Here is a 25,594-nt window from a genome sequence, read left to right as displayed (position 1 = left end):
CCGCGGTAAGCCCCCTGCTGTCGGCAGCGGACACGCGTGACGAAGTGACGAAATGACGCTCTCGCCCGGTTACCTCTTATAGAAGTGTTGTTGTTTCCATGAGTGGATCAGAAGTAATCGTCATTCCGTCACTTCGTCACCAGAGATGTCCAAAGTTCAGGCGCAGCCCTCACAGCGATCCCGGCCCCAGCTCGGAAAACACGTCCTGGGTACGGCTCCATTTTTGGGCTGCCGACCCTTGCAGCCACTGGCCAAGGTCTCCTCTTAGCCCCTGAGAACGACCCCGTTAACGAGTCGATAAGCCGTGCGAGGCATCGCTGAAGCCCCCGATGGCTGCCCGTACTGGGCGGCTGTAGGGGGCTTCGTCGTACCCGCACCCTGAACCAACAAGCTTGTCCTGACGCCCTCTTGCGCCGGTCAGCCACAGGAGTGAGGCTCGTGCACATTCGTGCAACCGACTCGACACCTGGAGTGATCGTGAACCTGAGGTTCCTCGGCATCATCCCGAACACGCCAACCGACGAGTCCCCCACCATTTGGCTTGATGAACAGACCGGTGACCTGCTGATCCAGTCGTACAAGGCGACGGCGGAAGAGGTGAAGGCCTGCCAGGAGATCGGCTCGATCCCCGGGCACTCCACGGATGTACCGGACCACGAAACGATCATCAGGCTCCCTGCGGTGATGCTGAAGTACATCCCGCGCCCGAACGAGAACGGAGAGGCTGGAAGTGCAGCCACCCGCGCGTAACGCACTGGCCCGCGCGCAGCACTCAGCCGTGCATCTTGAGTTGCGTGACAGCTACATGCTCGATGATCCGGAGTTCCTTGCCTGGCAGCAGGGCAAGCGGCTGGACCCGGCTGATCGGTCGTCATGGTGGGGCGGCTGGCACGATGCGGTGAGCGCTGCCACGGCGCGCGGGGTGGTGGTCCGCCGGGTCCGCATCGTGTCCGAGCCGATCAGTGACTACGTGCGCTACGAGTACGACTGCACGTTCACCAATCTCGCTGCGGGTGAGTTGGTCCGGTGGCTGCCCCGCCGGCGGACGACGGACTTGGCGTTGCCAGGTGCGGACTTCTGGGTCTTCGACGGCAACCAAGCCCTCTTCCACCACTTCACCGGAGAGGGTCAGTTGGACGAGGACGGGCGGGAGTACACCGACGATCGTGCACGGGTCCACCTGTGCGCCAAGGCGTTCGAGGCCGTCTGGCAACGAGCCATCCCGCACGAGGAGTACAAGCCGCGCTGATCGGTTACCACCATGGCTGTCTCTCCTTCTTCGAGTGCCCAGCATGCCCGGCAGGCTCTGGCGAACCGACTCGCTGAGCTCTGCCGGGACTCCGGGCTGAACGGGCGCGATCTCGCCCGGATCTGCGGATGGCACCCGTCCAAGTCATCCCGGATCATGAACGCCCGTACGCCCCCGTCCGCCGACGACATTCGGGCTTGGTGCCGCGCGTGCGGCGCCGAAGGGCAGACAGAGGATCTGATCGCCTCACTGCGGACCGTCGAAGACATGTGGATCGGCTGGCGACGCATGGAGCGCGCCGGGCTCAAGCAAGCACAGGAAGCCCGTCTGCCGCTCTTCGAGCGAACCCGCCGGTTCCGCTCCTACTCCTCGTGGTTCGTTCCGGGCCTGATCCAGACCTACGGCTACACGGAAGCCGTCTTGCGTGCCGTTCAACGCAGAAGGGTCGAGGTCGATGACGTGGCCGATGCCGTCGCCGTGCGCATGGAACGTCAGCGCGTCCTCTACGAGGGCGACCGCCGGTTCGCGTTCCTGGTTGAGGAGTCGGTCTTGCGTAACGGTCTCGGTGGGCCGGACGTGCAGGAGGAACAGCTCAGCCACCTCCTTATGGTCGGTTCCCTGCCCAGCGTCAGCCTGGGCGTGGTGCCTACACGGACCGATCGGTCCCGGATGCCGGTGGAAGGGTTCTGGATCTTCGACACGGCACAGGTCAACGTCGAGCTGGTCTCCGGCTACCTCACGCTGACCCAGCCGAGCGAGGTTGCCGCGTACGCGGACACCTTCACCGAACTGGCCGACATGGCCGTCTATGGAGTGAAGGCCCGCGCGCTGATCACGAGCGCCATTCAGTCGCTCAGGTGATGACTGTGCAACCTTGTGCAATCTTCTGGGAGTTGCAGCTCCGGCGTTCCTAGCGTGGTCGCTACGGACGACACGAGGAGCGGGGCCGTGAAGGCGATCACGTATGCGCAATCCCCGGTAGAGCTGCCGTTGCGAACAGACCCGGAGCCCGTACCGGTGGCCGGCTGCGGGGTCTGCGCCGCCCCGGCCGCACAGCGCCGGGAAGCCCGTCTCCGGGGCGACCACTCCACGGTCAGCGATTGCAACGTGGAGCTCCGGAACCACCCGCACCCCAAGGAAGAGGCATGACCGTGAGAGCCGTGCTCCGGTATGTCAGCTACGTCATGCACCGCCACCCTTCGGCGGAGACGACGGCCACAGCGCGGTGCCTGAACCCGGACTGCCGCTGGACTGCCGCGCCGACCGGGAACGCCGACGTGTGTACGGATATGTGCATCGAGCACACGGGCCGGACCGGTCATATGACCTTCCTGCGGGAGTTCTCGGAAATCGCCGTGGTTGAGCGCGCCCAGTGAGGGCGTCAGTCACCGACCTGGTGTTCCACGCGGTGGCGGATGTACTCGTCCGGATGGGACCGGGCTATCGCCACGGCCGCGTCCACCAGGTCGTGCAGTTCCGGCGGATAAGCCGACTTCCGGAGCGGCAGGCCCGGCAGGATGCAGCGCCGGACGTCCAGGTGCTCGTTGCTCACGAACTCGCGCAACGCGGTTTCGTACCACTCGGCCCTCACGGTTGCGGCGTCGTAGGGTTCCGCCGGACCGGTGGCTGCGGGGTGCTCCGCCCGTACGGTGGGCATGCGCAGGGGTAGAGCCGACCAGTACCAGGCATTCGCCGCGCCCGCCCGCTCGAGGTCCGTGCCGGCCCGCAGGTATCCAAGCAGCGAGGCCTGGACCCGCCTGTGCCCGAACGCGTTCAGCGCCGGCTCGAGGAAATGGCGGTTGAAGCTCGGGTCGGGGTCGTAGACGGCTGCCTTGATCAGCGTCTGGAAGGACTCCTCGGAAAGGATCAGCTCCCGGCGGCAGGCCTTGTACAGCGCCGTCCGAGCATGGTTCACCCAGGTTCGTGGATCGCCGGGCTGCGGCTCCCGAGCGACATCGAGCCCGAGGACCCGGACGACCTCCGCCACGCATCCATCGAACACCTCCCTACGGTCCTCCACCGGCCCCGGCAGCGCCAGGAACCCCTGGACCGTCCGCGCCGTCTCGCCGGCAGTCTTCTCGTCCTCGTCCGTAGCCAACCTTCGGCCCCCTGTCGTAGGTCCTGCCGTACGCGTGTGATCCGGCGTTCATACCCGGATGGCAAGCTTGAAGGATGAACGATGCTGCCCCGGCGCCCACCCCCGCGCCCGCACCCCGCAAGCGTGCCCGTGTCCGTGCCCCAGAGCTGATCGGCAAGGGCGGCTGGCTGAACACCGGAGGCAAGGGAATCACCCTTGCCGACCTGCGAGGTAAGTGTGTTGTTGTCGATTTCTGGACCTTCTGCTGCATCAACTGCCTGCACGTCCTCGACGAGCTGCGCGAGCTGGAGGAGAAGCACCGCGACACCGTCGTGATCATCGGCGTGCACTCGCCGAAGTTCGTGCACGAGGCCGATCACGCGGCCGTCGTGGACGCCGTCGAGCGCTACGAGGTGCACCACCCCGTCCTGGACGACCCCGAGCTCGCCACCTGGAAGCAGTACGCCGTGCGCGCGTGGCCCACGCTCGTCGTGATCGACCCCGAGGGGTACGTCGTCGCCCAGCACGCCGGCGAGGGGCACGCGCACGCCATCGCGAAGCTGGTCGAGGAGCTGGAGGCCGAGCACGAGGCCAAGGGCACGCTGCGGCGCGGGGACGGGCCGTACGTGGCGCCCGAGCCCGTCGCGAGCGACCTGCGCTTCCCCGGCAAGGCGCTGCTCCTGCCCAGCGGGAACTTCCTGGTCTCGGACTCGACGCGGCACCAGCTGGTGGAGCTGGCCGCCGACGGGGAGAGCGTCGTGCGCCGCATCGGCAGCGGCGTGCGCGGCTTCGCCGGGGACAGCTTCAGCGAGCCGCAGGGACTGGCCCTGCTGCCCGACGGCAGGGTGGTCGTCGCCGACACCGTCAACCACGCGCTGCGCGTCCTGGATCTGGAGACCGGGGCCGTGGAGACGGTCGCCGGCACCGGGCGCCAGTGGTGGCAGGGCTCACCGACCTCCGGCCCCGCCCTGGAGGTGGACCTGTCCTCGCCGTGGGACGTGGCCTGGTGGCAGGGCAAGGTGTGGATCGCCATGGCCGGTGTCCACCAGCTGTGGACCTGGGACCCGGCGGAGGGGACCGTCGAGGTCGCCGCCGGCACCACCAACGAGGGGCTGCACGACGGGCCGGCCGCCGAGGCCTGGTTCGCCCAGCCGTCCGGGCTCGCCGCCGCCGGGGACCGGCTGTGGATCGCCGACTCCGAGACCAGCGCCCTGCGGTACGTCCACGCCACCGACACCGGCTACGCGATCACGTCCGCCGTCGGCACCGGCCTGTTCGACTTCGGGCACCGGGACGGGGACGCCGCCGAGGCCCTGCTCCAGCACCCGCTCGGGGTGACGGCCCTGCCCGACGGCTCGGTCGCGGTGTGCGACACGTACAACCACGCGCTGCGCCGCTACGACCCCGCCACCGGGCAGGTCTCGACCCTGGCGACCGACCTGCGCGAGCCCAGCGACGCCGTGCTGGTCGGCGAGGACATCGTGGTCGTCGAGTCCGCCCGGCACCGCCTGACCCGGCTGCGGCTCCCGGAGGAGGCGGTACGGGTGGACGCGGTCGCCCACCGCACGCAGCGGGCCGCCACCGAGGTGGCGTCCGGCACGCTGCGCCTCGACGTGGTCTTCCGGGCCCCGAGCGGGCAGAAGCTCGACACCCGCTACGGGCCCTCCACGCGCCTGCTCGTCTCCTCGACCCCGCCGGAGCTGCTGGCGGCCGGCGAGGGCGCGGGGACCGACCTGTTCCGGGAGCTGGAACTGAACCCGGACGTCACCGAGGGCGTGCTGCACGTTTCGGCGATGGCCGCGTCCTGCGACGACGACCCGGCCAATGAGTACCCGGCCTGCCACGTCCACCAGCAGGACTGGGGCGTGCCCGTGAAGGTCACCGCCGACGGCGCCGCCCGGCTGCCCCTCGTCCTCGCCGGCATGGACGACGAGGGCTGAGACCGCTCCCCGCCTTCCTGGAGGAGCGGCCTGCGGGCCCAGCACCCGGGCTCAGCCCTCCAGGAAGGCCACCAGGGCGTTGGCGAGGAGGTACGGGTCGTCCGCGCCGCACAGCTCGCGCGCGCTGTGCATCGAGAGGATCGCGACACCGATGTCCACGGTCTGGATGCCGTGCCGGGCGGCCGTGATCGGGCCGATCGTCGTGCCGCACGGCATCGAGTTGTTGGAGACGAACGTCTGCCACGGGACGCCGGCCCGCTCGCACGCGGCGGCGAACACCGCGCGCCCGCTGCCGTCGGTGGCGTACCGCTGGTTGACGTTGACCTTCAGGATCGGGCCGGCGTTGGCGCGCGGGTGGTGCGTCGGGTCGTGCCGCTCACCGTAGTTGGGGTGCACGGCGTGACCGGTGTCGGAGGACAGGCAGATGGTGCCGGCGAAGGCCCGCGCACGGTCCTCGTACGAACCACCGCGGGCGAAGACTGAACGTTCCAGCACGTTCCCCAGCAGCGGGCCGTCGGCGCCCGTGTCCGACTGGGAGCCGTTCTCCTCGTGGTCGAAGGCGGCCAGCACCGGGATGTGGTCGAGCTTCCCGGCACCGGACACGGCGGCCAGCGCCGCGACCCCGGCGTGCACGGACAGCAGGTTGTCCATGCGGGGGCCCGCCACGAGCTCGCGGTCCCGGCCCAGGTAGGAGGGCGGCTCGATCGAGTGGACCATCAGGTCCCAGCCGGCCACCGAGCCCTGTTCCAGGCCTTCTTCCTCCTCCAGGAACGCGATGAGGTCGCCCTCGTGCGGATCGCCCAGACCCCAGATCGGCTGCATGTGGCGCTGCTTGTCGAGCTTGAGCCCGTCGCTGTTCACCGACCGGTCCAGGTGCACGGCCAGTTGGGGCACGCGCAGCAGCGCGCGGTCGATGTTCACGAGGCGCTCGGTGCCGTCGCGCAGGGTCAGCCGCCCGGCCAGGCCCAGGTCGCGGTCCAGCCAGGTGTTGAGCAGGGTGCCGCCGTAGATCTCGACGGCGATCTGCCGCCAGCCCTGTGAGCCCATGTCGGGGAGCGGCTTGACCCGCAGGTTCGGGGAGTCGGTGTGGGCGCCGACGATGCGGAACGGGGTGTGTGCCGCGGCGCCTTCGGGGACGTACCAGGCGATGAGCGCGCCGCCGCGGAGCACGAACTTGCCCCCGGTGCCCGAGTCCCAGGCGTCCGTCTCCGACAACTGCCTGAAGCCCGCCTTCTCCAGCCGCTCGGCCGCGTTGGCCACGGCGTGGTACGGCGACGGACTGGCCGTCAGGAAGGTCATCAGATCGTCGGTGTGGCCGCGGTCGAAGCGGGCGGGAGAGCTCATCGTATTTCCCTTGTGTGGAAGCCCCCGGCTTCAGCCGGGTGAGGAAACGCAGTTCCGGCTCGGAGCCTCGCTGCGGTGGTGTGCCGCGGCGTGAGGCTGTGACCTGTGCTGGTGTTCGGATCGTGACCGACCGTCGCGTCGGGGGTGTGGGTGTTCCTTCCGCGCAGCGGTCGTGCAAGTACCGTTTCTATCCGACGGACGCGCAGGCTGTGGAACCGTCGCGGACGTTCGGACGGCTGCGGTCGATGCGCTCGGTCCGCACAAGCGCTCCGGGCCGGTACGGGAACGCCGCGATCGGTCGTCCGGCCGCCGGGGCAGCGGCTGCTGCTGCCTGTGGAGCGGGTGCGGGACCTCATCGGGCGTCCTCCTCTCGGTCGGGGCGGTTCGTGGCGGAACAGGGATCCTCACGCGTGAGTTTGGGACTCGCCCCCGTCAGGGGAGGGAGGAAGCCGAGTGGTTCACCTTAACGAGGGTCGGGTGCGTGTTCGTCATGGCCGGACCTGGCGGGTCGCGGGCAGAACCCGTTCCGTGGCGGGCGGGTGATCCGCGGTCCCGTTCGTCCTCAGCCGGGCGGACGTTCGAATCTGCGCTGCAGTTGCCTGCGCTCGCCCCGGCGGATGCGCGGGAGCATCTCCGGGGTCTGTGGGGAGCGCTGCGCGCGTCTCCTGCGTCCGGCGCAGAAGATGCAGCCCTCGCCGGGAGGTGCGTCGGGGTCGATGGGGGCGCCCGGGTGCTCGGAGCAGCCCGAGGCGTTGCGCGGGCGGGACAGTTCGCGGGCCACGATGAAGGCGCGGTGGAGGTCGTCGGCGATGCGGACGAAGTCCTCGGCGGGTGAGGACAGGCCCAGGTGGAACCGCTGGTCCTCGACGGTGCGCAGGTGGGCGCGGAGGGCGTGGAGCGTGTAGGGGCCGTCCGGTACGGGGTAGCCCAGGCGCCGCTGCTCGCCGGCGGGGGCGGCGGCGGGGCCGCCGCGGTGGCGCTGTCCGAGGCGTCGGCGGTCGTTGCAGATGAGGCAGCGGCCCCAGCCGTCGGGGGCCTCGGGGTCGAGGGCGCCGTTGGGGTGTTCGGGGCAGCCGGTGTAGCTCTTGGCGGGGGCCAGTCCGGCGGCCGTCTGGAACGCCACGTACAGAGCGTCGGCGATGGTGTCGTACTCGGCGGGGTGGGCGCCGTCGTAGAGATCGCGCAGGTGGTCGCCGAGGCTGCCCAGGCTCGCCTGCAGCTCCTTGAGGGCGTACGGCCGCCCGGTGGGGACGGAGTACCCCCTGCTGCCGTGCTGATCCTGTGGACTCATGCGTACGAGCGTCCCATGAACGACTGACATCGGGGGAAAGCCGCAGTACAGGGCCCCGGTGACGGCGGCGCGGTGGTGGCGGCGACGACGGGCCGGTGCCCGGGCACGCGGCAGCGGCCGGGTCCCTGTGCGGGGGACCCGGCCGCTGTGCGGGTGCGGCGTAGCGGCGCTACGGGCGGGGCGGGGCGCCTTAGAAGGCGGCCTCGTCGAGCTCCATGAGGGAGTTGTCGACGGCCTCGGCCAGCTGGCGCTGGACCGAGACGCCCGGGAGGACCTCCGCGGCGAAGAACTTCGCGGCGGCGATCTTGCCGGTGTAGAACGGGACGTCCTTGGCGGAGGCCGTCGCGAGCTTCTCGGCGGCGACGGCGGCACCCTTGAGCAGGAGGTATCCGACGACCACGTCGCCGGAGGCCATCAGCAGGCGGGTGGTGTTCTGGCCGACCTTGTAGATGTTCTTGACGTCCTCGCCGGTGGCGGTGAGGTCGACGATCATCTGGCCGACGATGGCCTCCAGGTCCACGGCGGCCTTGGCGAGCGCGTCGCGGGCGCCGGCCAGCTCCTCGCCGCCGACGGCCTCGGCCAGGAACTTCTTGATCGTCTCGGAGACGATGTTCAGCGAGGCGCCCTGGTCGCGGACGATCTTCCGGAAGAAGAAGTCCTGGCCCTGGATGGCCGTGGTGCCCTCGTACAGGGTGTCGATCTTGGCGTCGCGGATGTACTGCTCGATCGGGTATTCCTGCAGGTAGCCGGAGCCGCCGAAGGTCTGCAGGGACTGCGCGAGCTGCTCGTAGGACTTCTCCGAGCCGTAGCCCTTCACGATCGGCAGGAGCAGGTCGTTCAGGCCGACGAGGGCGGAGGCGTCCTCGCCCGCGGCCTGCTTGACCTGGATCTCGTCCTGGACGGTCGCGGTGTAGAGGACGAGGGCGCGCATGCCCTCGGCGTACGCCTTCTGCGTCATCAGCGAGCGGCGCACGTCGGGGTGGTGCGTGATGGTGACCTTGGGCGCGGTCTTGTCCATGAAGTTCGCCAGGTCCGGGCCCTGCACGCGCTCCTTGGCGTACTCCAGCGCGTTGAGGTAGCCGGTGGAGAGGGTGGCGATGGCCTTCGTGCCGACCATCATGCGGGCGAACTCGATGATCATGAACATCTGGCGGATGCCGTCGTGCTTGTCGCCGATCAGCCAGCCCTTGGCGGGGTGCTGGTCGCCGAAGGTCATCTCGCACGTGTTGGAGGCCTTGAGGCCCATCTTGTGCTCGACGTTCGTGGCGTAGACGCCGTTGCGCTCGCCCAGCTCGCCGGTCTCCCAGTCGAAGTGGAACTTCGGGACGAGGAAGAGGGACAGGCCCTTGGTGCCGGGGCCGTGGCCCTCGGGGCGGGCGAGGACGTAGTGGAGGATGTTCTCCTCCATGTCGTGCTCACCGGAGGTGATGAAGCGCTTCACGCCCTCGATGTGCCAGGAGCCGTCCGCCTGCTGGATCGCCTTGGTGCGGCCGGCGCCCACGTCCGAGCCGGCGTCCGGCTCGGTGAGGACCATGGTGGAGCCCCAGCGCTTCTCGACGGCTATCTGCGCGATCTTCTTCTGGGCCTCGTTGCCCTCTTCGTGGAGGACGCCGGCGAAGGCCGGGCCGGAGGAGTACATCCACACGGCCGGGTTCGAGCCGAGCAGGAGCTCCGCGTAGGCCCAGACGAGGGAGCGCGGGGAGACGGTGCCGCCGATCTCCTCCGGGATGCCCAGACGCCAGTACTCGGAGTCCATGAAGGCCTTGTAGCTCTTCTTGAAGGAGGCCGGGACCGGGGCGGTGTTGGTCTCCGGGTCGAAGACCGGCGGGTTGCGGTCGGCGTCCGCGAAGGACTCGGCCAGCTCGTTCTCGGCGAGGCGGGCGATCTCGGACAGGACGCTCTTCGCGGTCTCGGTGTCCATCTCCTCGAACGGACCGGTGCCGTACTGCTGGTCGCGGCCGAGCACCTCGAAGAGGTTGAACTCGATGTCGCGGAGATTCGACTTGTAGTGCCCCATGGCGACGGCTCCGTTAAGGCTCGGGGAGACAGGTTCCTCGTACATACCAATCGGTAACAACATGATGCTACCCGCCGGTAATAACGGCAACCCTTCCGTCCGGACTGTGACCAGGGTCAAGCTCGCACCACACCGTCTTGGCGCCGTGCCCCTGCGTGACTCCCCAGCGCAGCGCGACCGCGTCGAGCAGGGCGAGCCCCCGCCCCGACTCGTCGCCCTCGCCCGCCGGCTGCGGTACGGGCCACGCGTGCGGGTCGGGGTCGGTGAGCTCGACCCGTGTCGGGTTGCCCTTCCGTTCCCGGTGACGCGCAGGGTGACGGGCGTGCCCTCGCCGAGGTGGCGGACGACGTTGGCCAGCAGCTCGGTCACGCACAGTTCGGCGTCGCCGGACCCTGCGCCGAGGTGCTCCCGCACGGCGTGCCGCAGCATCGGGGCCGCCCGGGCGGTGGCGGGCAGCCGGATCACGAGCTCGTTCACGGCTTCGCCAGAGCGGCGGCGATCCGCTGCGCGGTGGCCGGGTTGCAGTTGCCGAGACTGATCAGGGGCGGCGTGCCGCACCGGGCGGCGTAGGAGGGGAGGTGAAGGTCCAGCGAGGGCAGGGTGATCCCGTGCGCGGCGAGCGCGCCGCGCAGTGCGTCGAGGGCCGCCGTGGCCTCGCGGTCGTGGGGGTGGTCGCTCATGCGGTTGCCGTTCCTGAGCCAGATCGAGCGCGGCGAGCGGCGCATGCCGCTGGACCTGGCCCGGCACGTGGACGCGAAGCTGGGCACGGACGGCTTTTTCGAGCGCCGCTGTGAAGACGCGCGCCGCGCGAGGCAGTCGGGGCACGCGGAGTACTTCGCGGACGTCGCGGAGATGGAACCGTTCGCCGAGACCATCGAGGACTGGGCTCCGATGCTCGTGCCGGGGCTGCTCCAGCACCCCCGCGTACGCGCGGGCGATCAGCCGCGCCGCCATGCCGCGGGCGGCCGACGAGACGATCGAGACGCTGGTGGCGGCCCGGATGGGCCGGGCGAAGCTCTTCGACGGGGAGTGCCCGCCCGACTTCTGGGCGGTGCTCGACGAGTCGGTGCTCCGCCGCCCGGTGCTGCCCGCGCCGCAGATGGCGGAGCTGCTGGAGTACATCGCGGCCGTGGTCCGCCGGACCAGGTCCATTCTGCAGATCGTCCCGGAAACGACCGCTGCGCACGCGCTCATGATGGGCATGGCGAGGTTCATGACCTTCCCGGACGCGCCGCCCGTGGTCTACGTGGAGAGCCTGCACAGCGGCCAACTCATCGACTTTCCCGCCCTCGTGAAGGAGTACCGCAGGTCTTACGATCTGTTGAGGGCCGTCGCCTTGCCGCCGGAGGCGTCCCTGGCCCTCCTCGACGCTGCGGCAGAGGACTACCGAGATGGCAAGCAGCGGAATTGACCTGAGCGCCGCGACCTGGCGTAAGAGCAGCTACAGCAACGGCACGGGCGGGGAGTGCGTCGAGGTGGCCGAGGGCTTCCTCGGCGCTGCCCAGTGGCGCAGGAGCAGCTACAGCAACGGCACGGGCGGCGATTGCGTCGAGGTGGCTGACGGCCTCACCGGGGTGGTCCCCGTGCGGGATTCCAAGCGGCCCGACGGCGGGGTGGTCATGATCGGCGCCGCGGCCTGGGGGCCCTTCGTGGCCTCGCTCAAGGGCCGCTGACCGCACCCCGCAGGGGAGCCGCAGGGGATCGGTGGCCGGTACCGGCCGGTACGGGCGCAGGCGCTCGGTAGGCTTCGGCCCATGTACGGCTACGACCAGAACCCGGGTGCCCAGCAGCAGTATGCGCAGCAGCCCCCGCAGGGCTACGCGCAGCAGGCGCCGCTGTACCCGGAGCCGTCCCCGCCGTCCCTCGCGGACGCCGTGCGGGCCTTCACCACGGGGTCCCTCTCCGCCGAGGACTTCCAGCAGGTGTTCGCCACGTCGAAGGTGTACTGCCCGCGCGGCGACACCCCCGGCTTCCTGGCGCTGCACAACACGCAGCAGCCGGTCATTCCCATGTTCACCACGCTCAAGGAGCTCCGCCGGTACGCCGGCAAGGAGTCCAAGTACTTCGTCATCACCGGCGCCGAGGTGATCGACCTGCTGCCCACCGGCTACGGCTTCGTCCTCGACATGGAGGGCGACCACCGGATGGTCTTCGACGCGAAGGCGGTCGAGCAGATGGTCGACTTCGCCATGCGCCGCATGTACGGCTAGACGCCGGACCTGACGGGGGGCGGCATTGCTGAGGGTGCACTTCACGGCCGAGGACCTGTTCAACGTCACCTTCGCCGACGGGCCGCTCCCCATGGTGGAGCTGGCGATGGCCCTGGTGGCCTGGCAGCGCACCGACGAGGCGGCGGTTTTCGGCCGCTGGCGGGCGCGCGTCGGCCAGGAGCTCCCCTCCCGGGTGCAGCCCCTGCTGGAGCTGTTGCGCCCGGACGGTGACAACCCGCCGTTCGTCGAGCCGTACGCGCGCACCCTGGAGGAGGGCCTGGCCGCCGTAAGGGAGGCCGCGCCGCTGTTGACCGGCGAGGAGCTGGCCCGCGCCGCCGCCCGGGCGCCCGGACGCGACTCCTGGCTGCGGGCGCTGTGGGGCCAGGACCGCGAGGCGTGGGACCAGCTGGGCGGCGCGCTCACGGCGGCCCACGAGAGCCTGGTGGCCCCGCACTGGGCCCGGATCCGGCAGTCCTTCCAGGCGGACGTCGCCTGGCGCACGCGGCTGCTGGCCGCCCACGGCATCAGGGCGTGCCTCGCCAGTACGCACCCGGCGGCCGACTGGTCCGGGACCGTCTTCGAAGTGGCCCGGCCGCCGCACTACGAGGTCCACCTCGGCGGGCGCGGGCTGATCCTGATGCCCTCGCCGTTCTGGACGGGCCGGCCGCTGGTGGCCGAGCACCCGGACGGGCCGCACGTCCTGCTCTACCCGGCGATGACCCCGCTGCCGCTGACCTCCCCGGGCCCGGCCGAAGGCGCGCTGGACGCGCTGCTGGGACGGACCAGGGCGGCGGTGCTCCAGAGGCTGGTGCAGCGGCGCACGACCAGCGAGCTGGCCCGGGAACTCGACATCAGCCTCCCCTCGGTCTCGGAGCACACCCGCACCCTGCGCGCGGCCGGCCTGATCACCACCGAGCGGGACGGCAAGGCGGTCCTGCACGCGGTGACGGGCCTGGGCGCGGACCTCCTGCACAGCGGCGGCTGACCCTCCCTTCGGCCCTGCCCGAAAGGATCGCGGGCCGTGCACCCCTTGCCGGAGCATCGCTGCCACGGGGGCCCACGGGGGAGCCCCCGTCCGCCGGGGGGCCCGTTGGGCCCCCGGCGGCCATCACAGACGAGGGAGTCCGACGTGACAGAAGGTCGTACGGCGAGGCCGCGCGGGCCGTGGCGGATGGTTGTCGCAGCGTTCGGTGCCATGGCCATGGCCGTGGTCGGGGTGACGGGAGCCGACGCCGCTCCGGCGGCCGGGCCCTTCGCGGTCCAGGCCGAGCGGGCGGGGCTGAGCCCGGCGCAGGCGAAGGAGCTCCAGGCCCGGGTCGACGGGTACCTCCGCCGCACCGGAGGAGTTCAGACCGCGGCGAACCAGATCGGTTACGACGGTGCGAGGCTGACGCTGCCCCTGCCGGGCCAGGAGCGGGCGCAGGTCATCACGGCGGCCGGCCCCGCGCCGCTCAGCTGCGCGTCCACCTACTTCTGCGCCTACCAGGGACGGAACTTCACCGGCGCGATGCTGGACGTGTGGAGGTGCAGCGACAACCTGTTCATCCCGTGGCTGGAGACGGACGGGTCCTGGTACAACAACCAGACCCGTGGGACGCAGGCCCGGTTCCAGAACGGTGGGGGCGGCTCGTGGTACGTGGGCGGGGCCCTTTCGGAGCAGCGCACGGGAGTCAGATGGAACGACATCTACTACATAGACCCCTGCTGACCTGCGCGTGAGCACGAGGCGGACCCCCGGGAATGGTTCCCGGGGGTCCGCTGTTCTGTGGTGTGTGGCAGAAAGTTCGAGTTTCAACTAAACTCGGATCAGAAGGAGGTCCTGACCATGCCCGCAGTGACTGTTGAGAACCCGTTGACGCTTCCGCGCGTGGCCGAGCCGCAGGCCGTCGCCCCGCGCAAGGTGCTGGCCGTCGTCTCCGCTCCGAGTGGGTTCGAGGGTGAGGGATTCCCGGTGCGGCGCGCGTTCGCCGGGATCAACTACCAGTACCTCGACCCGTTCATCATGATGGATCAGATGGGCGAGGTGGAGTATGCGCCGGGCGAGCCGAAGGGCACGCCGTGGCACCCGCACCGAGGCTTCGAGACCGTCACGTACCTGATCGACGGAACCTTCGTCCACCAGGACAGCAACGGCGGCGGCGGAGTCATCAACGGCGGCGACACCCAGTGGATGACGGCAGGTTCCGGCCTGCTGCACATCGAGGCCCCGCCGGAGTCCCTCGTCGTCAGCGGCGGCCTCTTCCACGGCCTCCAGCTGTGGGTGAACCTGCCGGCCTCCGACAAGATGATGCCCCCGCGCTACCAGGACATCGGCGGCGGCAAGGTCACCCTGCTGTCCACCCCGGACGGCGGCTCCCTGCTCCGGGTGATCGCCGGTGAGCTCGACGGCCACGAGGGCCCGGGCATCACCCACACGCCCATCACGATGATCCACGCGACCGTCGCCCCGGGAGCCCAGATCACCCTGCCGTGGCGCGAGGACTTCAACGCCCTGGCGTACGTGATGGCCGGGCGCGGGTCGGTCGGCGAGGACCGCAGGCCCCTCCACACCGGACAGACGGCCGTGTTCGGCGAGGGTGGATCCCTCACGGTGCGGGCGGACGAGTCCCAGGACTCCAACGCCCCGGACCTGGAGATCGTCCTCCTCGGCGGGCGACCGATCCGGGAGCCGATGGCGCACTACGGGCCGTTCGTCATGAACAGCAAGCACGAGCTCCAGCAGGCCTTCGACGACTTCCAGGCGGGTCGGCTGGGCCGCATCCCCACCACCGCCCGCACCGGTCTCGGCCACCGCGGCGCGGGCCGGGCGGACGAGGAGTAGGGCCGGAAGGCCACGACGCACCACGGGCCGCGCCCCCTTCCCGGGGGCGCGGCCCGTGCCGTCGTACCGGCGTCCCGTCCGGCGGCTCCCGCAGGGTCGCGGGCACCGGTCGCGGCTGCGGCTGCGGCTGCGGATCCGCTCGGGCGTGGCGGGCGCGGAGCTCCGCGAGGACGCCCGGGAGCCGGCTCAGGCCGTGTCCGGCTGCTTCGACTGCTCGTACAGCTCGAACCAGATCGACTTGCCCTCGCCGCGCGGGTCCACGCCCCACGCGTCGGCCAGCATCTCCATCAGCAGCACCCCGCGGCCGCTGGAGGCCATCTCGCCCGGGTGCCGCTTGTGCGGGAGCTCGTCGCTGGAGTCGGCGACCTCCACGCGCAGCCGCCGCTCGCCCAGCTCGCCCACCGCCTCCGCCACCAGCAGGGCGTCGCCGTCCGTGTGCACCAGGACGTTGGTGACCATCTCGGAGACCATCAGCACCACCGAGTCCAGCTGCTCCTCGTCGGCCCAGTCGTGCAGCAGCTCCCGGACCTGCCGGCGGGCGCCCGCGATGCGTTCCGGCTCCGCCTGGGCCACGGTCAGCATCGTGCGGCGGACCGGGCGTACCGGGTGCGCCACCGGGGTGCCGCAGCCGCAGCCCGCGCCCTCGCGGCACAGCAGGACCACGGCTATGTCGTCCTCGCGGCGGTCGGCCAGCGGCCCGGTGGTGTGGTGCGAGGACGGTCCGTGCACGGCCTGGACCAGCAGGTCGGCCAGCGCTTCGAGGTGCCCGGCGGGGTGCCCTCCGCCGACCTCGTGGGTGTCGGCCTCCAGGACGGCGCGCAGTCGGGCCCAGCCGGTGTCCAGGTCGTGCCCGCCGGTCTCGATCAGCCCGTCGGTGCAGAGCATCATCGTCTCGCCGGGTTCCAGGGTGAACCGGGTGGTCGGGTAGTCGGTGTCGGGGACGATCCCGAGGGGGAGCCCGCCGGCGGTGGGCCGCATCAGGACGGTGCCGTCGGTCATCCGGACCGCGGGGTCGGGGTGGCCGGCGCGGGCCACCTCCAGCGTTCCGGTCTGCGGGTCGCACTCCACGTACAGGCAGGTCGCGAACCGCGGGCTCTGGGCGTCGGAGTCGTCCTCGGCGCCGGACTCCGCGGATGCGCACAGCCCGGCGAGGAAGCGGGAGGCGCGCGAGAGCACCGCGTCCGGCCGGTGCCCCTCGGAGGCGTAGGCCCGTACGGCGATCCGCAGCTGGCCCATCAGCCCGGCCGCCCGCACGTCGTGGCCCTGCACGTCGCCGATGACCAGCGCGAACCGGCCCGACGGCAGCGGGATCATGTCGTACCAGTCGCCGCCGACCTGGAGCCCGCCGCCCGTGGGGACGTAGCGTGCGGCGATCCGCATGCCCGGGATCTCCGGGCCGAGCTGCGGCATCATCGACCGTTGCAGGCCGGTGGTGAGTTCCCGCTCGGATTCGGCCACACCGGCCCGCTGGAGGGCCTGGGCGAGCATCCGGGCCACGGTCGTCAGGACGGACCGCTCGTCGGGCGAGAAGGACGCGGGCTGCTTGAAGGCGGCCATCCAGGCGCCCATGGTGCGCCCGGCCACGATCAGCGGCAGGAAGGCCCAGGACACCCGGTCGAAGCGCTGTGCCAGCGGCCAGGTGGCCGGGAAGCGCCGTTTGTAGTCGTCCGGGGTGGCAAGGTAGATCGCCCGGCCGGTGCGGACGACCTCCGCGGCCGGATAGTCCGTGTCCAGCAGCATGTCTGTGAAGGGGCCCTCGTCCCCGGCGTCGTGCCCGTGGTGCCCGATGACCGACAGCCGGTCCCCGGCCACGCCGAAGACGGCCAGCCCGTCGGGATTGAAGCCCGGCATGGACAGCGAGGCCGCGACCCGCAGCACCTCCGCCGTGGACCGGGCCTCCGCCAGCGCCCGCCCGGCGTCCAGCAGGAAGGCCTCGCGGGAGCGCCGCCAGTCGCCCGTGATGGGCGTGTGCGCGGCGGTGGTGCCCGGCTGCGGCTCGGCGATCTCCTGGATCGTGCCGATCAGCTCGTAGTCCAGGCTTCCGTCGGCCGACCACCGCTCCAGCGGTTTGGAGCGGCTGCGCACGGTCCGCATGACCCGCCCGTCCACGTCCATGATCCGCAGCCTGGCCTCGGCGAGGGTGCCCTCGGCGACGGCCAGGTTCACGATCCCGTTGATCTCGTTCCAGTCCACCGGGTGGAAGCGGGACCGCACGGCCACCTCCGGCAGGACCACCGGTTCGGCGGGCAGCCCGAGGAGCCGGGCGGCCTCCCCGTCGAGGGAGACCGTCCCGGAGGCGTTGTCCCATCGCCACAGACCCGTCGCGACTGCGGCCAGGACATCCTCGGTGCGCACCCGGTCATCTTTACAGGTCATATCCGATACGTGCCTGTTCGCCGCTGACCGGACGCATTTGCGCAGGCTGACGGCAGTGCCCGACCCGGCATCCTCCCGGACGGTAACCTTGGGACGGTTGAATCCACCCTGGTATCGCGAAGAACTGGATGACTGATGCATCGGTACAGGTCCCACACCTGCGGCGAGCTCCGCGCCTCTGACGTCGCCGCCGACGTCCGACTGAGCGGCTGGCTGCACAACCGTCGAGACCTGGGCGGCATCCTCTTCATCGATCTGCGTGACCACTACGGCATCACGCAGCTGGTCGCCCGCCCCGGCACCGCCGCGAACGAGGCCCTCAGCAGCGTCTCCAAGGAGACCGTCGTCCGCATCGACGGCAAGGTCGTCTCCCGCGGCGCGGACAACGTGAACCCGGACCTGCCGACCGGCGAGATCGAGATCGAGGTCTCCGAGGTCGAGGTGCTCGGCGCGGCCGCCCCGCTGCCCTTCACGATCAACACCGACGACGGTGTGAACGAGGAGCGCCGCCTGGAGTACCGCTTCCTCGACCTGCGCCGCGAGCGCATGCACCGCAACATCATGCTGCGCTCGGCGGTCATCGCCTCGATCCGCTCGAAGATGGTGGCCCTCGGCTTCAACGAGATGGCGACCCCGATCCTCACCGCGACCTCCCCCGAGGGCGCCCGTGACTTCGTGGTGCCGTCCCGCCTGAACCCGGGCAAGTTCTACGCCCTGCCGCAGGCTCCGCAGCAGTTCAAGCAGCTGCTGATGATCTCCGGCTTCGACCGGTACTTCCAGATCGCGCCCTGCTTCCGCGACGAGGACGCCCGCGCCGACCGCTCGCCGGGCGAGTTCTACCAGCTCGACGTGGAGATGTCCTTCGTCGAGCAGGAGGACGTCTTCCAGCCGATCGAGCGCCTGATGACCGAGCTCTTCACCGAGTTCGGCGGCGGCCGCGAGGTCACCTCGCCGTTCCCGCGGATCCCGTTCCGCGAGTCGATGCTGAAGTACGGCAACGACAAGCCCGACCTGCGCGCGAAGCTGGAGCTCGTCGACATCACCGACGTGTTCGAGGGCTCGGAGTTCAAGGCGTTCGCCGGCAAGCACGTGCGCGCCCTGGCCGTCCCGGACACCGCCGGCCAGCCGCGCAAGTTCTTCGACGGCCTCGGCGACTACGCGGTCTCGCTGGGCGCGAAGGGCCTGGCCTGGGTGCGCGTGGGCGAGGACGGTTCGCTGTCCGGCCCGATCGCCAAGTTCCTCACCGAGGAGAACGTCAAGGTCCTCACCGAGCGCCTGGGCCTGGTCCCCGGCCACGCCGTGTTCTTCGGCGCCGGCGAGTTCGACGAGGTCTCCAAGATCATGGGCCCGGTCCGTGTCGAGGCCGCCAAGCGCGCCGGCCACTTCGAGGACAACGTCTTCCGCTTCTGCTGGATCGTCGACTTCCCGATGTACGAGAAGGACGAGGAGACCGGCAAGATCGACTTCTCCCACAACCCGTTCTCCATGCCGCAGGGCGGCATGAAGGACCTGGAGGAGAAGGACCCGCTCGACATCCTGGCGTGGCAGTACGACATCGTCTGCAACGGCATCGAGCTGTCCTCCGGCGCCATCCGCAACCACGAGCCCGAGGTCATGCTGAAGGCCTTCGAGATCGCGGGCTACGAGGCCGAGACCGTCGAGCGCGAGTTCGCGGGCATGCTGCGCGCCTTCCGCCTCGGCGCCCCGCCGCACGGTGGCATCGCCCCGGGCGTGGACCGCATCGTGATGCTGCTGGCCGACGAGCCGAACATTCGCGAGACCATCGCCTTCCCGCTCAACGGCAACGCGCAGGACCTGATGATGGGCGCGCCGACGGTCCTCGAGGAGGCCCGTCTGCGCGAGCTGAACATCGCGCTGCGCAAGCCGGTCGAGACGAAGGCCGCCGACGCCAAGCCGGTCGCGGAGTCCGTGCACCCGGACGCTGCGCGCTGAGCGGTGGCCGGCTAGCCGTGTAGCCATGCGAAAGGGCCCGGGGTCGACGACCCCGGGCCCTTTCGTCGTGTCTAGAACTTCTCCAGGACGCCCTTGAGGAGGGCCGCGGAGGTCAGTTCGGCGGGGGCGGGGCCGGCGTGGAAGAAGCCGGCGTTCTCGGCGTCCAGCTTGCGCAGGAAGTCGAAGGCCTTGGAGTCGTGGTCACCGAAGGCGACGAACTGCCAGTGGATGCCCGGGGCCGCGGTGGCGGCCTCGGTCAGTGCCTGCCGGGCGGGCTGGCGGTTGTCGGGGGCGCCGTCCGTCTGGAAGACGACCAGGGCCGGGCCCTCGCCGCCGTCCTTGCGGTAGTGCTCGACGACGGCCTCGACGGCCACGTGGTAGCTGGTGCGGCCCATCCGGCCGAGCTCGGCGTGGCGGCCCTCGACCCAGGAGCCGTAGTGGGTGTCGAGGGTCAGGTCGGCCGTGCCGTCCACCTCCGTGGAGAAGAACACGGTGTGCACGGTCGCCTCGTCGTCGAGGTGCGCGGCGAGGGCGAGGGCGTGGTCGGCGAGGTACTGGGCGCTGCCGTCCTTGTAGAAGCCGCGCATCGACCCGGAGCGGTCGAGGACGAGGTAGACCTTGGCGCGGGCGCCGGCCTTCCCCTTGCCGCGGAGCACCTGGCCGGCGGCCTTGTACGCGGTGGCGACCTCGGGTGCGCGTCGCCGTACGGCTGCCGCCGCATGAGCGGGCCCGGCCTGAGCGCCGGCCTCCCCCTGCTCCTCCGCCTGCGGCGCGTCCGCTGCCGCCTGCTCGTCCTGGGCCTCGGCCTGCGGCGCTTCGCCTGCCGCCTGCTCGTCCGGGGCCTCCGGCTCGGTGGCTTCGGCCTCGGCTTGCGGCGCGGGCTCGCCCTCCGGCTCGGCCGCCTCGTCCTGCGCCTGCGGCGCGTCCGCTGCCGCCGCCTGAGGCTCCGCCTCGACGACTGCGTCGGCCCGTGCCTCGGGCTCCGCCGCAGCGGGGGCGGTGTCCGGCTCCGCCGGGGCCTCGCTCTGAGCCTGCGGCTCCGCCGCGACAGCGGCTTCGGCCTGCTCGGCGGGAGCGGTGGCGTCTGCCTCCGGCTCCGCGGCGGCGGCCGGGGCTTCGTCCTGCGCCTGCGGCGCGTCGGCTGCCTGCTCGGCGGTCTCCGCCTGCTCCGCAGTGGCGGCCGGGGTTTCCTCGTGTGCCTGCGGCTCCGCCGCCACAGCGGCTTCGGCCTGCTCCGCGGGAGCGGTGGCGTCTGCCTCCGGCTCCGCGGCGGCGGCCGGGGCCTCGTCCTGCGCCTGCGGCGCGTCGGCTGCCTGCTCGGCGGTCTCCGCCTGCTCCGCAGTGGCGGCCGGGGTTTCCTCGTGTGCCTGCGGCTCCGCCGCCACAGCGGCTTCGGCCTGCTCGGCGGGAGCGGCGGCCTCTGTCTCCGGCTCCGCAGTGGCGGCCGGGGTTTCCTCGTGTGCCTGCGGCTCCGCCGCCACAGCGGCCTCGGCCTGCTCCGCAGGAGCGGCGGCCTCTGCCTGCGGCTCTGCCGCGACCGCGGCGGCAGCCTCAGCGGGCTCCGCAGGAGCGGGGGCTTCGGCGGCAGCCGGTTCCGCAGGACCGGCGGGGGATTCCGGGTCGGGCTTCGCCGCAGGCGATCCCGCAGGCGAGTGGCGGCGGGCCTCCGGGACCGTGGGGTCGGCGGCCGGGGCAGGGGCCGTCAGCACCGTGCCGGGCTCGCGATCCCGCGAGGACTGCGGAGGAACCGTCGGATTGTCGAAGGACGCCGCCACGAGTTCGGCGGCGACATCCAGGGGGGTGCGTTCCGCCTGGTTCGGCACAGCCGCCGAAGTGGCGTCCGAATTTTCCGGAACCGGTTCCGCAGACCGTCCGAACACCTTGCGCAACAAGCTCCGAATACCCATGGGCCAGGCCTTTCGCATGAGTGCGTGCGTCATTTGTCCGTGCTGCGCGGTTGATCCCTGCCCAGAGTGGACACGTAAGGTTATCGGCCGCCCGGCTGGATCTTCGGCAGGGGCGCCTTTCGTGGCGCCCGGCTCCCAGAGGTGATCACGCGGCTCCCGAACTGCCGCCCCGACGTGCCGGGTTCACCCATCGTTCATCCCCGCGCCGCCGCTTCGGCGCAACCCGGGCCTACCGTCGCGGCTGGATTGTTCCGACACGTTGTCGGCGGCCACGCAGCTACTCGGAGGACACTCGTGCGCAAGCTTCTGCCGTTCATCGGCAACCCGCATGGGAGCGGCCGTTCCGCTCTCACCTGTCGTTACCGCTGTGGCGACGCCTGCTTCCACGAGGTGCCGAACACAAGCGACAACGAGTACGCGGGCGACGTCATAGCCCGTGCCTACTCCCGCCGCTCGATGCTGCGCTCCGCCGCCGTCGTGACGGTCGCCACCGCCGCCGGATCCGCCGTCGCGCTCAGCGCCCCGGGGCAGACCGCCAACGCGGCCCCCGCCGTCGACGCCGCGGCCGCCGGTGCGGGCAAGAGCGGCGAGGCCGCCCGCGGCCTGCGCTTCAAGGCCGTCGCGCCGAACACCGACGACAAGGTCACCATCCCCGAGGGCCACGAGCAGAACGTGGTCATCCGCTGGGGCGACCCGATCATCAAGGGCGCCCCGGGCTTCAACGCCGACAAGCAGACCGCCGCCGCGCAGGCCGGTCAGTTCGGCTACAACAACGACTTCCTGAGCCTCCTCCCGCTCGGCGGGGACTACGAGCGCCAGCAGCTGCTCGTGGCCAACCACGAGTACACGGACGAAGTCCTGATGTTCAAGGCGTACGACCCGGCCAATCCGACCCGCGAGCAGGTCGAGATCGCCTGGGCCGCGCACGGCCTGTCCGTGGTCGTCGTGCAGGAGGACCACCGCAGTGGCAAGCTGACCGCGGTCTCCCGCCACCAGCTCAACCGCCGCCTGACGGCCACCAGCGAGTTCCGGATGACCGGTCCGGCCGCGGGCGGAGCCCTGCTGAAGACCTCCGTCGACCCCACCGGCACCAAGGTGCTCGGCACCCTCAACAACTGCGCCGGCGGCACCACCCCGTGGGGCACCACCCTCCACGGCGAGGAGAACTTCAACCAGTACTTCGGCAACGCCGGCCAGGTCACCGACCCCACCGCCGCCGCCCGCCTGAAGCGCTACGGCGTGACCTCCGGTGCCACCGAGCGCAAGTGGGAGCGCTTCGACAAGCGCTTCGACGTGGCCCAGGAGCCCAACGAGTCGCACCGCTTCGGCTGGGTCGTCGAGCTGGACCCGTACGACCCGAACTCCGTCCCGCGCAAGCGCACCGCGCTGGGCCGCTTCAAGCACGAGGCCGCGCAGCCCCGTCTGACCGAGGACGGCCGCCCGGTCGTCTACATGGGCGACGACGAGCGCTTCGACTACTTCTACAAGTTCGTCTCCTCGAAGCAGATGAAGAAGGGCAATTCGCGCGCGGCGAAGGAGCACAACCTCACGCTGCTCGACGAGGGCACCCTCTACGTCGCCAAGCTCACCGGTGACACCCCGGCCGCCGAGCTCGACGGCTCCGGCAAGCTGCCCTCCGACGGCGAGTTCGACGGCTCCGGCGTCTGGATCAAGCTGGCCACCGGCAACGTCTCGCACGTCGAGGGCATGACCGCCGAGGAGGTGTACGTCTTCACGCGCCAGGCCGCCGACAAGGTGGGCGCCACCAAGATGGACCGCCCCGAGGACGTCGAGCCCTCCCCGCGCACCGGCCGCGTCTACGTCGCGCTGACCAACAACACCGACCGCGGCAAGGCCGGCAAGGAAGGCGCCACCGAGGCGAACCCGCGCAACCTGAACAAGCACGGCCAGATCCTGGAGCTCGCCGAGAACTTCGACGACCCGGCCGGCGACGGCTTCGCCTGGCGGCTCTTCCTGGTCGCCGGCGACCCGAACGACCCGGCGACCTACTTCGCGGGCTTCCCGAAGGACAAGGTCAGCCCGATCTCCTGCCCGGACAACGTGGCCTTCGACCCGCACGGCAACCTGTGGATCTCCACCGACGGCAACCAGCTCGGCTCCCACGACGGCCTGTTCGGCGTCGCGACCAGCGGTGAGCGCCGCGGCGAGCTGAAGCAGTTCCTGACCGTGCCGCGCGGCGCCGAGACCTGTGGCCCGCTGATCCAGGACAAGCGCGTCCTGGTGGCCGTCCAGCACCCGGGCGAGATCGACGGCGCGTCCGTCGAGAAGCCGCAGTCGGTGTGGCCCGACGGCCCCGGCAAGATCGTCCGCCCGGCCGTCGTCTCGGTCTGGCGCAAGGACGGCAAGAACATCGGCGTCTGATCCCGATCGTGATTCCGTGAGTCGGGGCGGTGTTTCACGTGAAACACCGCCCGGACGTGGTCAACTTCCCTCCGGCAGACGCCCGACGGGAAGCCTGAGCGTCGTCGACGCGCCCCCGTCCGGGGCGTTGGCGAAGCTCAGCGCGATCTCCAGGACCGCCGCCTGTCCCGCCACGATCGTCAGCCCCAGTCCGTGGCCTCGCCCGCGTCCGGGGTCTCCGGTGCGGAAGCGCTGCGGGCCCTGCTCGATCAGTTCCGGCGGGTAACCGGGCCCGTGGTCGCGGACCGTGACCACCGGGCCCTCCACGGTCACCTCGATCGGCGGCCGGCCGTGCTTGTGGGCGTTGACGAGCAGGTTGGTCAGGATCCGGTCGAGCCGGCGCCGGTCGGTGAGCACCGCCGCATCGCGGATCACCCGTACCGAGACGGCGGGTCCGGCTCCCGCCACGGCCCGCTCCACCGCCCGGCCGAGTTCCACCCGGGCGAGATCGGCCTGCTCCACGCCCGATTCGAGCCGGGAGATCTCCAGCAGGTCCTCGGTCAGCAGGTGCAGGGCCTTCAGCCGGCCGTTGATCATCTCCTTGGGGCGGCCCTCGGGCAGCAGGGCCGCCGCGGCGAGCGAGCCGGTGAGCGGGGTCCGCAGCTCGTGCGCCACGTCCGCCGTGAAGCGCTTCTCCGCCTCCAGCCGCTCCTGGAGCGACGCGGCCATCAGGTCCAGTGCCTGCGCCACGTCGCGTACCTCGTCCCGGTCCCGGGAGCGGCGGCCCCGCCGTCGATCGTCCGCGCGGGTGGGGAAACCGACCCGGGCGTCGAGGTCCCCGGCGCTGATCCGGCGGGCCACTGCGGCGGTCGTCGCGAGCCGTCGGCTGATCCGGTCGGCGAGGAAGAGGCCGGCCAGCGCCACCACGCCGGCGGCCAGCACGGCGGAAGCGAGGATCGCGGTGTCGATGTCCCGCAGCCGGTCGCGGGTGCCCTCGAACGGGATCCAGACGGCAAGGGCCTGCTTGTCGGCGGGGGCGGCTCCCCACATGACGGGCTTGCCGTCGTACGCGCCGACCATGCTGCCGGTGTCGCCGCGGGCGACCAGGTCGCGCAGCGGGCGGGGCAGCTGGGGCGGGTCGAGGACGATGTTCACGTCGCCGTGCGTGGTGCCGTACTCGTAGTGGCTGAGGGCGTGCTCCAGGGCCGCGCCCGCGTCCTTGCGGACCTCGCCGACGATCTGGGCGGCGACCACGTTGTGCACCAGGATCCCGAGCGCGGCGGCGACCATGCAGCACACCGCCGTGGTGGTCAGGGCGATCTTCCAGCGGAGGCTGCTCAGCGCGTGCATCGCTGCGCGTCCGGGCCGAGCGGCGCGCCGGTGGAGGACGCGCAGTCGTCGAGGGTGAGCTGGGTGAGGTTCATGATCCCGGCCTTCGGGTCCCACACGTAGTCGGAGACGGCGACGTGGTCGGGGTTCGACGTCGGCTCGCGGACCGCCAGGTGTTCGGCGGCCACCTGCACCCCCTCCAGCACCGCCCGCCGGGACAGGATCCGGGCGATCCTCCCGTCGTCCTGGACGGTGTAGACGCGCAGCTCGCTGAGCCGGCCGTCGAGGTCCAGGGCGGTGATCAGCTCCTCCCGGCCGTTGCCCGTCAGGTCGTGGAAGACCGGGGGCCGCACCGGGCAGTCGGGGCCGCCGTCCGCAGCCTGTGTGCAGAGCGCGAGCCGCTGGACGCCCCGGGGGTCGACGAGCCGGCCCGTGCCGCCGTCCTGTTCGGTGGCGGAGGTGACGTCGGCGCGTACGACGCTCACCGGGTTCACCGTGCGCATGCTGAGGCCCGCCACCTTGGGCAGGTCCGGCACCACGGAGGCCGTGCCCGGCTTCTGGGCCGGGTCGGGCGGGTCGGGGTGGATGTCCTTCCACAGGCTCTGCGGGGCGTGCACCGTGCCGAGGTCGCCCTCGCTCTGCAGCCCCTCCACGTCGGCGCACCCCGCCAGGGCCAGGGCGAGGACCAGGACGGCCGGGGCGCGGTACATGCTCCGATG

Annotated in this window: 22 protein-coding genes; 13 read left to right on the top strand and 9 right to left on the bottom strand. The window is 71.2% G+C overall.

Translation table 11 applies throughout. The features are described from left to right. The first annotated feature begins 477 nt into the window (after positions 1-477). The 4 genes from OHA91_RS18715 to OHA91_RS18700 all read left to right on the top strand — a co-directional run bounded on the left by OHA91_RS18715 (position 478) and on the right by OHA91_RS18700 (position 2,625). Positions 478-750, top strand: a complete 273-nt coding sequence (locus OHA91_RS18715) for a hypothetical protein (RefSeq protein ID WP_031155832.1) — start codon at positions 478-480, stop codon at positions 748-750. 28 nt (positions 751-778) lie between these two features. Next, entirely contained in the window at positions 779-1,249 is a 471-nt protein-coding gene (locus OHA91_RS18710; RefSeq protein WP_209441545.1) for a DUF6879 family protein, read from the top strand. A gap of 12 nt (positions 1,250-1,261) precedes the next feature. After that, positions 1,262-2,110, top strand: coding sequence for a helix-turn-helix domain-containing protein (locus OHA91_RS18705; protein WP_031155827.1), 849 nt, complete (start codon positions 1,262-1,264; stop codon positions 2,108-2,110). Positions 2,111-2,394: 284 nt separating this feature from the next. Further along, on the top strand, positions 2,395-2,625 hold the full coding sequence (locus tag OHA91_RS18700; RefSeq protein WP_031155825.1) for a DUF7848 domain-containing protein: 231 nt from the start codon (positions 2,395-2,397) through the stop codon (positions 2,623-2,625). A gap of 5 nt (positions 2,626-2,630) precedes the next feature. Here the strand turns inward: OHA91_RS18700 and OHA91_RS18695 are convergent, their stop codons facing one another. After that, the gene (locus tag OHA91_RS18695) at positions 2,631-3,236 is read right to left on the bottom strand and encodes a hypothetical protein (RefSeq protein WP_328739648.1); all 606 of its coding nucleotides are present in this window, start codon (positions 3,234-3,236) and stop codon (positions 2,631-2,633) included. Between the two features lie 185 nt (positions 3,237-3,421). On the opposite strand from OHA91_RS18695, the gene OHA91_RS18690 reads away from it, so the two are divergent. After that, entirely contained in the window at positions 3,422-5,266 is a 1,845-nt protein-coding gene (locus tag OHA91_RS18690; RefSeq protein ID WP_031155821.1) for an NHL domain-containing thioredoxin family protein, read from the top strand. A gap of 51 nt (positions 5,267-5,317) precedes the next feature. Here the strand turns inward: OHA91_RS18690 and OHA91_RS18685 are convergent, their stop codons facing one another. From OHA91_RS18685 to OHA91_RS18670, 4 genes are all read right to left on the bottom strand, one after another. After that, complete coding sequence (locus OHA91_RS18685) at positions 5,318-6,610, bottom strand: M18 family aminopeptidase (protein ID WP_031155818.1); 1,293 nt, start codon at positions 6,608-6,610, stop codon at positions 5,318-5,320. Between the two features lie 562 nt (positions 6,611-7,172). After that, on the bottom strand, positions 7,173-7,901 hold the full coding sequence (locus OHA91_RS18680; protein WP_031155815.1) for a hypothetical protein: 729 nt from the start codon (positions 7,899-7,901) through the stop codon (positions 7,173-7,175). A 190-nt stretch (positions 7,902-8,091) separates the two neighbouring features. After that, a complete protein-coding gene (locus tag OHA91_RS18675) occupies positions 8,092-9,918 on the bottom strand; it encodes an acyl-CoA dehydrogenase (RefSeq protein WP_031155813.1) in 1,827 nt (608 codons plus the stop codon). Positions 9,919-10,391: 473 nt separating this feature from the next. Continuing rightward, positions 10,392-10,598 (bottom strand): hypothetical protein, encoded by a 207-nt coding sequence (locus OHA91_RS18670; RefSeq protein ID WP_031155808.1) that lies wholly within the window; start codon positions 10,596-10,598, stop codon positions 10,392-10,394. A 272-nt stretch (positions 10,599-10,870) separates the two neighbouring features. On the opposite strand from OHA91_RS18670, the gene OHA91_RS18665 reads away from it, so the two are divergent. From OHA91_RS18665 to OHA91_RS18640, 6 genes are all read left to right on the top strand, one after another. Continuing rightward, positions 10,871-11,329: a DUF5753 domain-containing protein gene (locus OHA91_RS18665; RefSeq protein ID WP_308289015.1), complete on the top strand. Its 459-nt coding sequence runs from the start codon at positions 10,871-10,873 to the stop codon at positions 11,327-11,329. Beyond that, positions 11,310-11,591 (top strand): DUF397 domain-containing protein, encoded by a 282-nt coding sequence (locus OHA91_RS18660; RefSeq protein ID WP_266499290.1) that lies wholly within the window; start codon positions 11,310-11,312, stop codon positions 11,589-11,591. Before OHA91_RS18665 ends, OHA91_RS18660 begins: the two co-directional genes overlap by 20 nt. Positions 11,592-11,672: 81 nt before the next feature. Further along, positions 11,673-12,128 carry an SseB family protein gene (locus tag OHA91_RS18655; protein ID WP_030956623.1) on the top strand — a complete coding sequence of 152 codons (456 nt, stop codon included), beginning with the start codon at positions 11,673-11,675 and terminating at the stop codon, positions 12,126-12,128. 34 nt (positions 12,129-12,162) lie between these two features. Beyond that, positions 12,163-13,113, top strand: coding sequence for an ArsR/SmtB family transcription factor (locus OHA91_RS18650; protein WP_078959524.1), 951 nt, complete (start codon positions 12,163-12,165; stop codon positions 13,111-13,113). Between the two features lie 144 nt (positions 13,114-13,257). Continuing rightward, complete coding sequence (locus tag OHA91_RS18645) at positions 13,258-13,836, top strand: peptidase inhibitor family I36 protein (protein ID WP_328739647.1); 579 nt, start codon at positions 13,258-13,260, stop codon at positions 13,834-13,836. A 117-nt stretch (positions 13,837-13,953) separates the two neighbouring features. Then, on the top strand, positions 13,954-14,949 hold the full coding sequence (locus tag OHA91_RS18640) for a pirin family protein (RefSeq protein ID WP_031155801.1): 996 nt from the start codon (positions 13,954-13,956) through the stop codon (positions 14,947-14,949). A gap of 186 nt (positions 14,950-15,135) precedes the next feature. Here the strand turns inward: OHA91_RS18640 and OHA91_RS18635 are convergent, their stop codons facing one another. Then, a complete protein-coding gene (locus OHA91_RS18635) occupies positions 15,136-17,304 on the bottom strand; it encodes an ATP-binding SpoIIE family protein phosphatase (protein ID WP_031155798.1) in 2,169 nt (722 codons plus the stop codon). A 156-nt stretch (positions 17,305-17,460) separates the two neighbouring features. Between OHA91_RS18635 and aspS the strand changes: the two genes are divergently transcribed. Further along, positions 17,461-19,278, top strand: a complete 1,818-nt coding sequence (gene aspS / locus OHA91_RS18630; RefSeq protein ID WP_031155796.1) for an aspartate--tRNA ligase — start codon at positions 17,461-17,463, stop codon at positions 19,276-19,278. A 71-nt stretch (positions 19,279-19,349) separates the two neighbouring features. Here aspS and OHA91_RS18625 read toward each other — a convergent pair whose 3' ends face one another. Continuing rightward, entirely contained in the window at positions 19,350-21,101 is a 1,752-nt protein-coding gene (locus OHA91_RS18625; RefSeq protein WP_328739646.1) for a VWA domain-containing protein, read from the bottom strand. Positions 21,102-21,479: 378 nt separating this feature from the next. On the opposite strand from OHA91_RS18625, the gene OHA91_RS18620 reads away from it, so the two are divergent. Then, complete coding sequence (locus OHA91_RS18620) at positions 21,480-23,567, top strand: PhoX family protein (RefSeq protein WP_031155791.1); 2,088 nt, start codon at positions 21,480-21,482, stop codon at positions 23,565-23,567. A 60-nt stretch (positions 23,568-23,627) separates the two neighbouring features. Here OHA91_RS18620 and OHA91_RS18615 read toward each other — a convergent pair whose 3' ends face one another. After that, entirely contained in the window at positions 23,628-24,896 is a 1,269-nt protein-coding gene (locus tag OHA91_RS18615) for a sensor histidine kinase (RefSeq protein WP_031155788.1), read from the bottom strand. Further along, positions 24,884-25,585 carry a hypothetical protein gene (locus tag OHA91_RS18610; RefSeq protein ID WP_328739645.1) on the bottom strand — a complete coding sequence of 234 codons (702 nt, stop codon included), beginning with the start codon at positions 25,583-25,585 and terminating at the stop codon, positions 24,884-24,886. Before OHA91_RS18610 ends, OHA91_RS18615 begins: the two co-directional genes overlap by 13 nt. Positions 25,586-25,594: the final 9 nt, after the last annotated feature.

The sequence above is a fragment of the Streptomyces erythrochromogenes genome (genome assembly GCF_036170895.1).
Classification (GTDB): Bacteria; Actinomycetota; Actinomycetes; order Streptomycetales; family Streptomycetaceae; genus Streptomyces; species Streptomyces erythrochromogenes.
This window is presented reverse-complemented; position numbering and strand designations above follow the sequence as displayed.

Excerpts from the sequence above, each read along its gene's own strand:
- OHA91_RS18705 (WP_031155827.1), top strand. The coding sequence starts at position 1,262 with ATGGCTGTCTCTCCTTCTTCGAGTGCCCAGCATGCCCGGCAGGCTCTG.
- OHA91_RS18700 (WP_031155825.1), top strand. The coding sequence starts at position 2,395 with ATGACCGTGAGAGCCGTGCTCCGGTATGTCAGCTACGTCATGCACCGC.
- OHA91_RS18690 (WP_031155821.1), top strand. The coding sequence starts at position 3,422 with ATGAACGATGCTGCCCCGGCGCCCACCCCCGCGCCCGCACCCCGCAAG.
- OHA91_RS18685 (WP_031155818.1), bottom strand. The coding sequence starts at position 6,610 with ATGAGCTCTCCCGCCCGCTTCGACCGCGGCCACACCGACGATCTGATG.
- OHA91_RS18680 (WP_031155815.1), bottom strand. The coding sequence starts at position 7,901 with ATGAGTCCACAGGATCAGCACGGCAGCAGGGGGTACTCCGTCCCCACC.
- OHA91_RS18675 (WP_031155813.1), bottom strand. The coding sequence starts at position 9,918 with ATGGGGCACTACAAGTCGAATCTCCGCGACATCGAGTTCAACCTCTTC.
- OHA91_RS18670 (WP_031155808.1), bottom strand. The coding sequence starts at position 10,598 with ATGAGCGACCACCCCCACGACCGCGAGGCCACGGCGGCCCTCGACGCA.
- OHA91_RS18665 (WP_308289015.1), top strand. The coding sequence starts at position 10,871 with ATGCCGCGGGCGGCCGACGAGACGATCGAGACGCTGGTGGCGGCCCGG.
- OHA91_RS18660 (WP_266499290.1), top strand. The coding sequence starts at position 11,310 with ATGGCAAGCAGCGGAATTGACCTGAGCGCCGCGACCTGGCGTAAGAGC.
- OHA91_RS18655 (WP_030956623.1), top strand. The coding sequence starts at position 11,673 with ATGTACGGCTACGACCAGAACCCGGGTGCCCAGCAGCAGTATGCGCAG.
- OHA91_RS18640 (WP_031155801.1), top strand. The coding sequence starts at position 13,954 with ATGCCCGCAGTGACTGTTGAGAACCCGTTGACGCTTCCGCGCGTGGCC.
- aspS (WP_031155796.1), top strand. The coding sequence starts at position 17,461 with ATGCATCGGTACAGGTCCCACACCTGCGGCGAGCTCCGCGCCTCTGAC.
- OHA91_RS18615 (WP_031155788.1), bottom strand. The coding sequence starts at position 24,896 with ATGCACGCGCTGAGCAGCCTCCGCTGGAAGATCGCCCTGACCACCACG.
- OHA91_RS18610 (WP_328739645.1), bottom strand. The coding sequence starts at position 25,585 with ATGTACCGCGCCCCGGCCGTCCTGGTCCTCGCCCTGGCCCTGGCGGGG.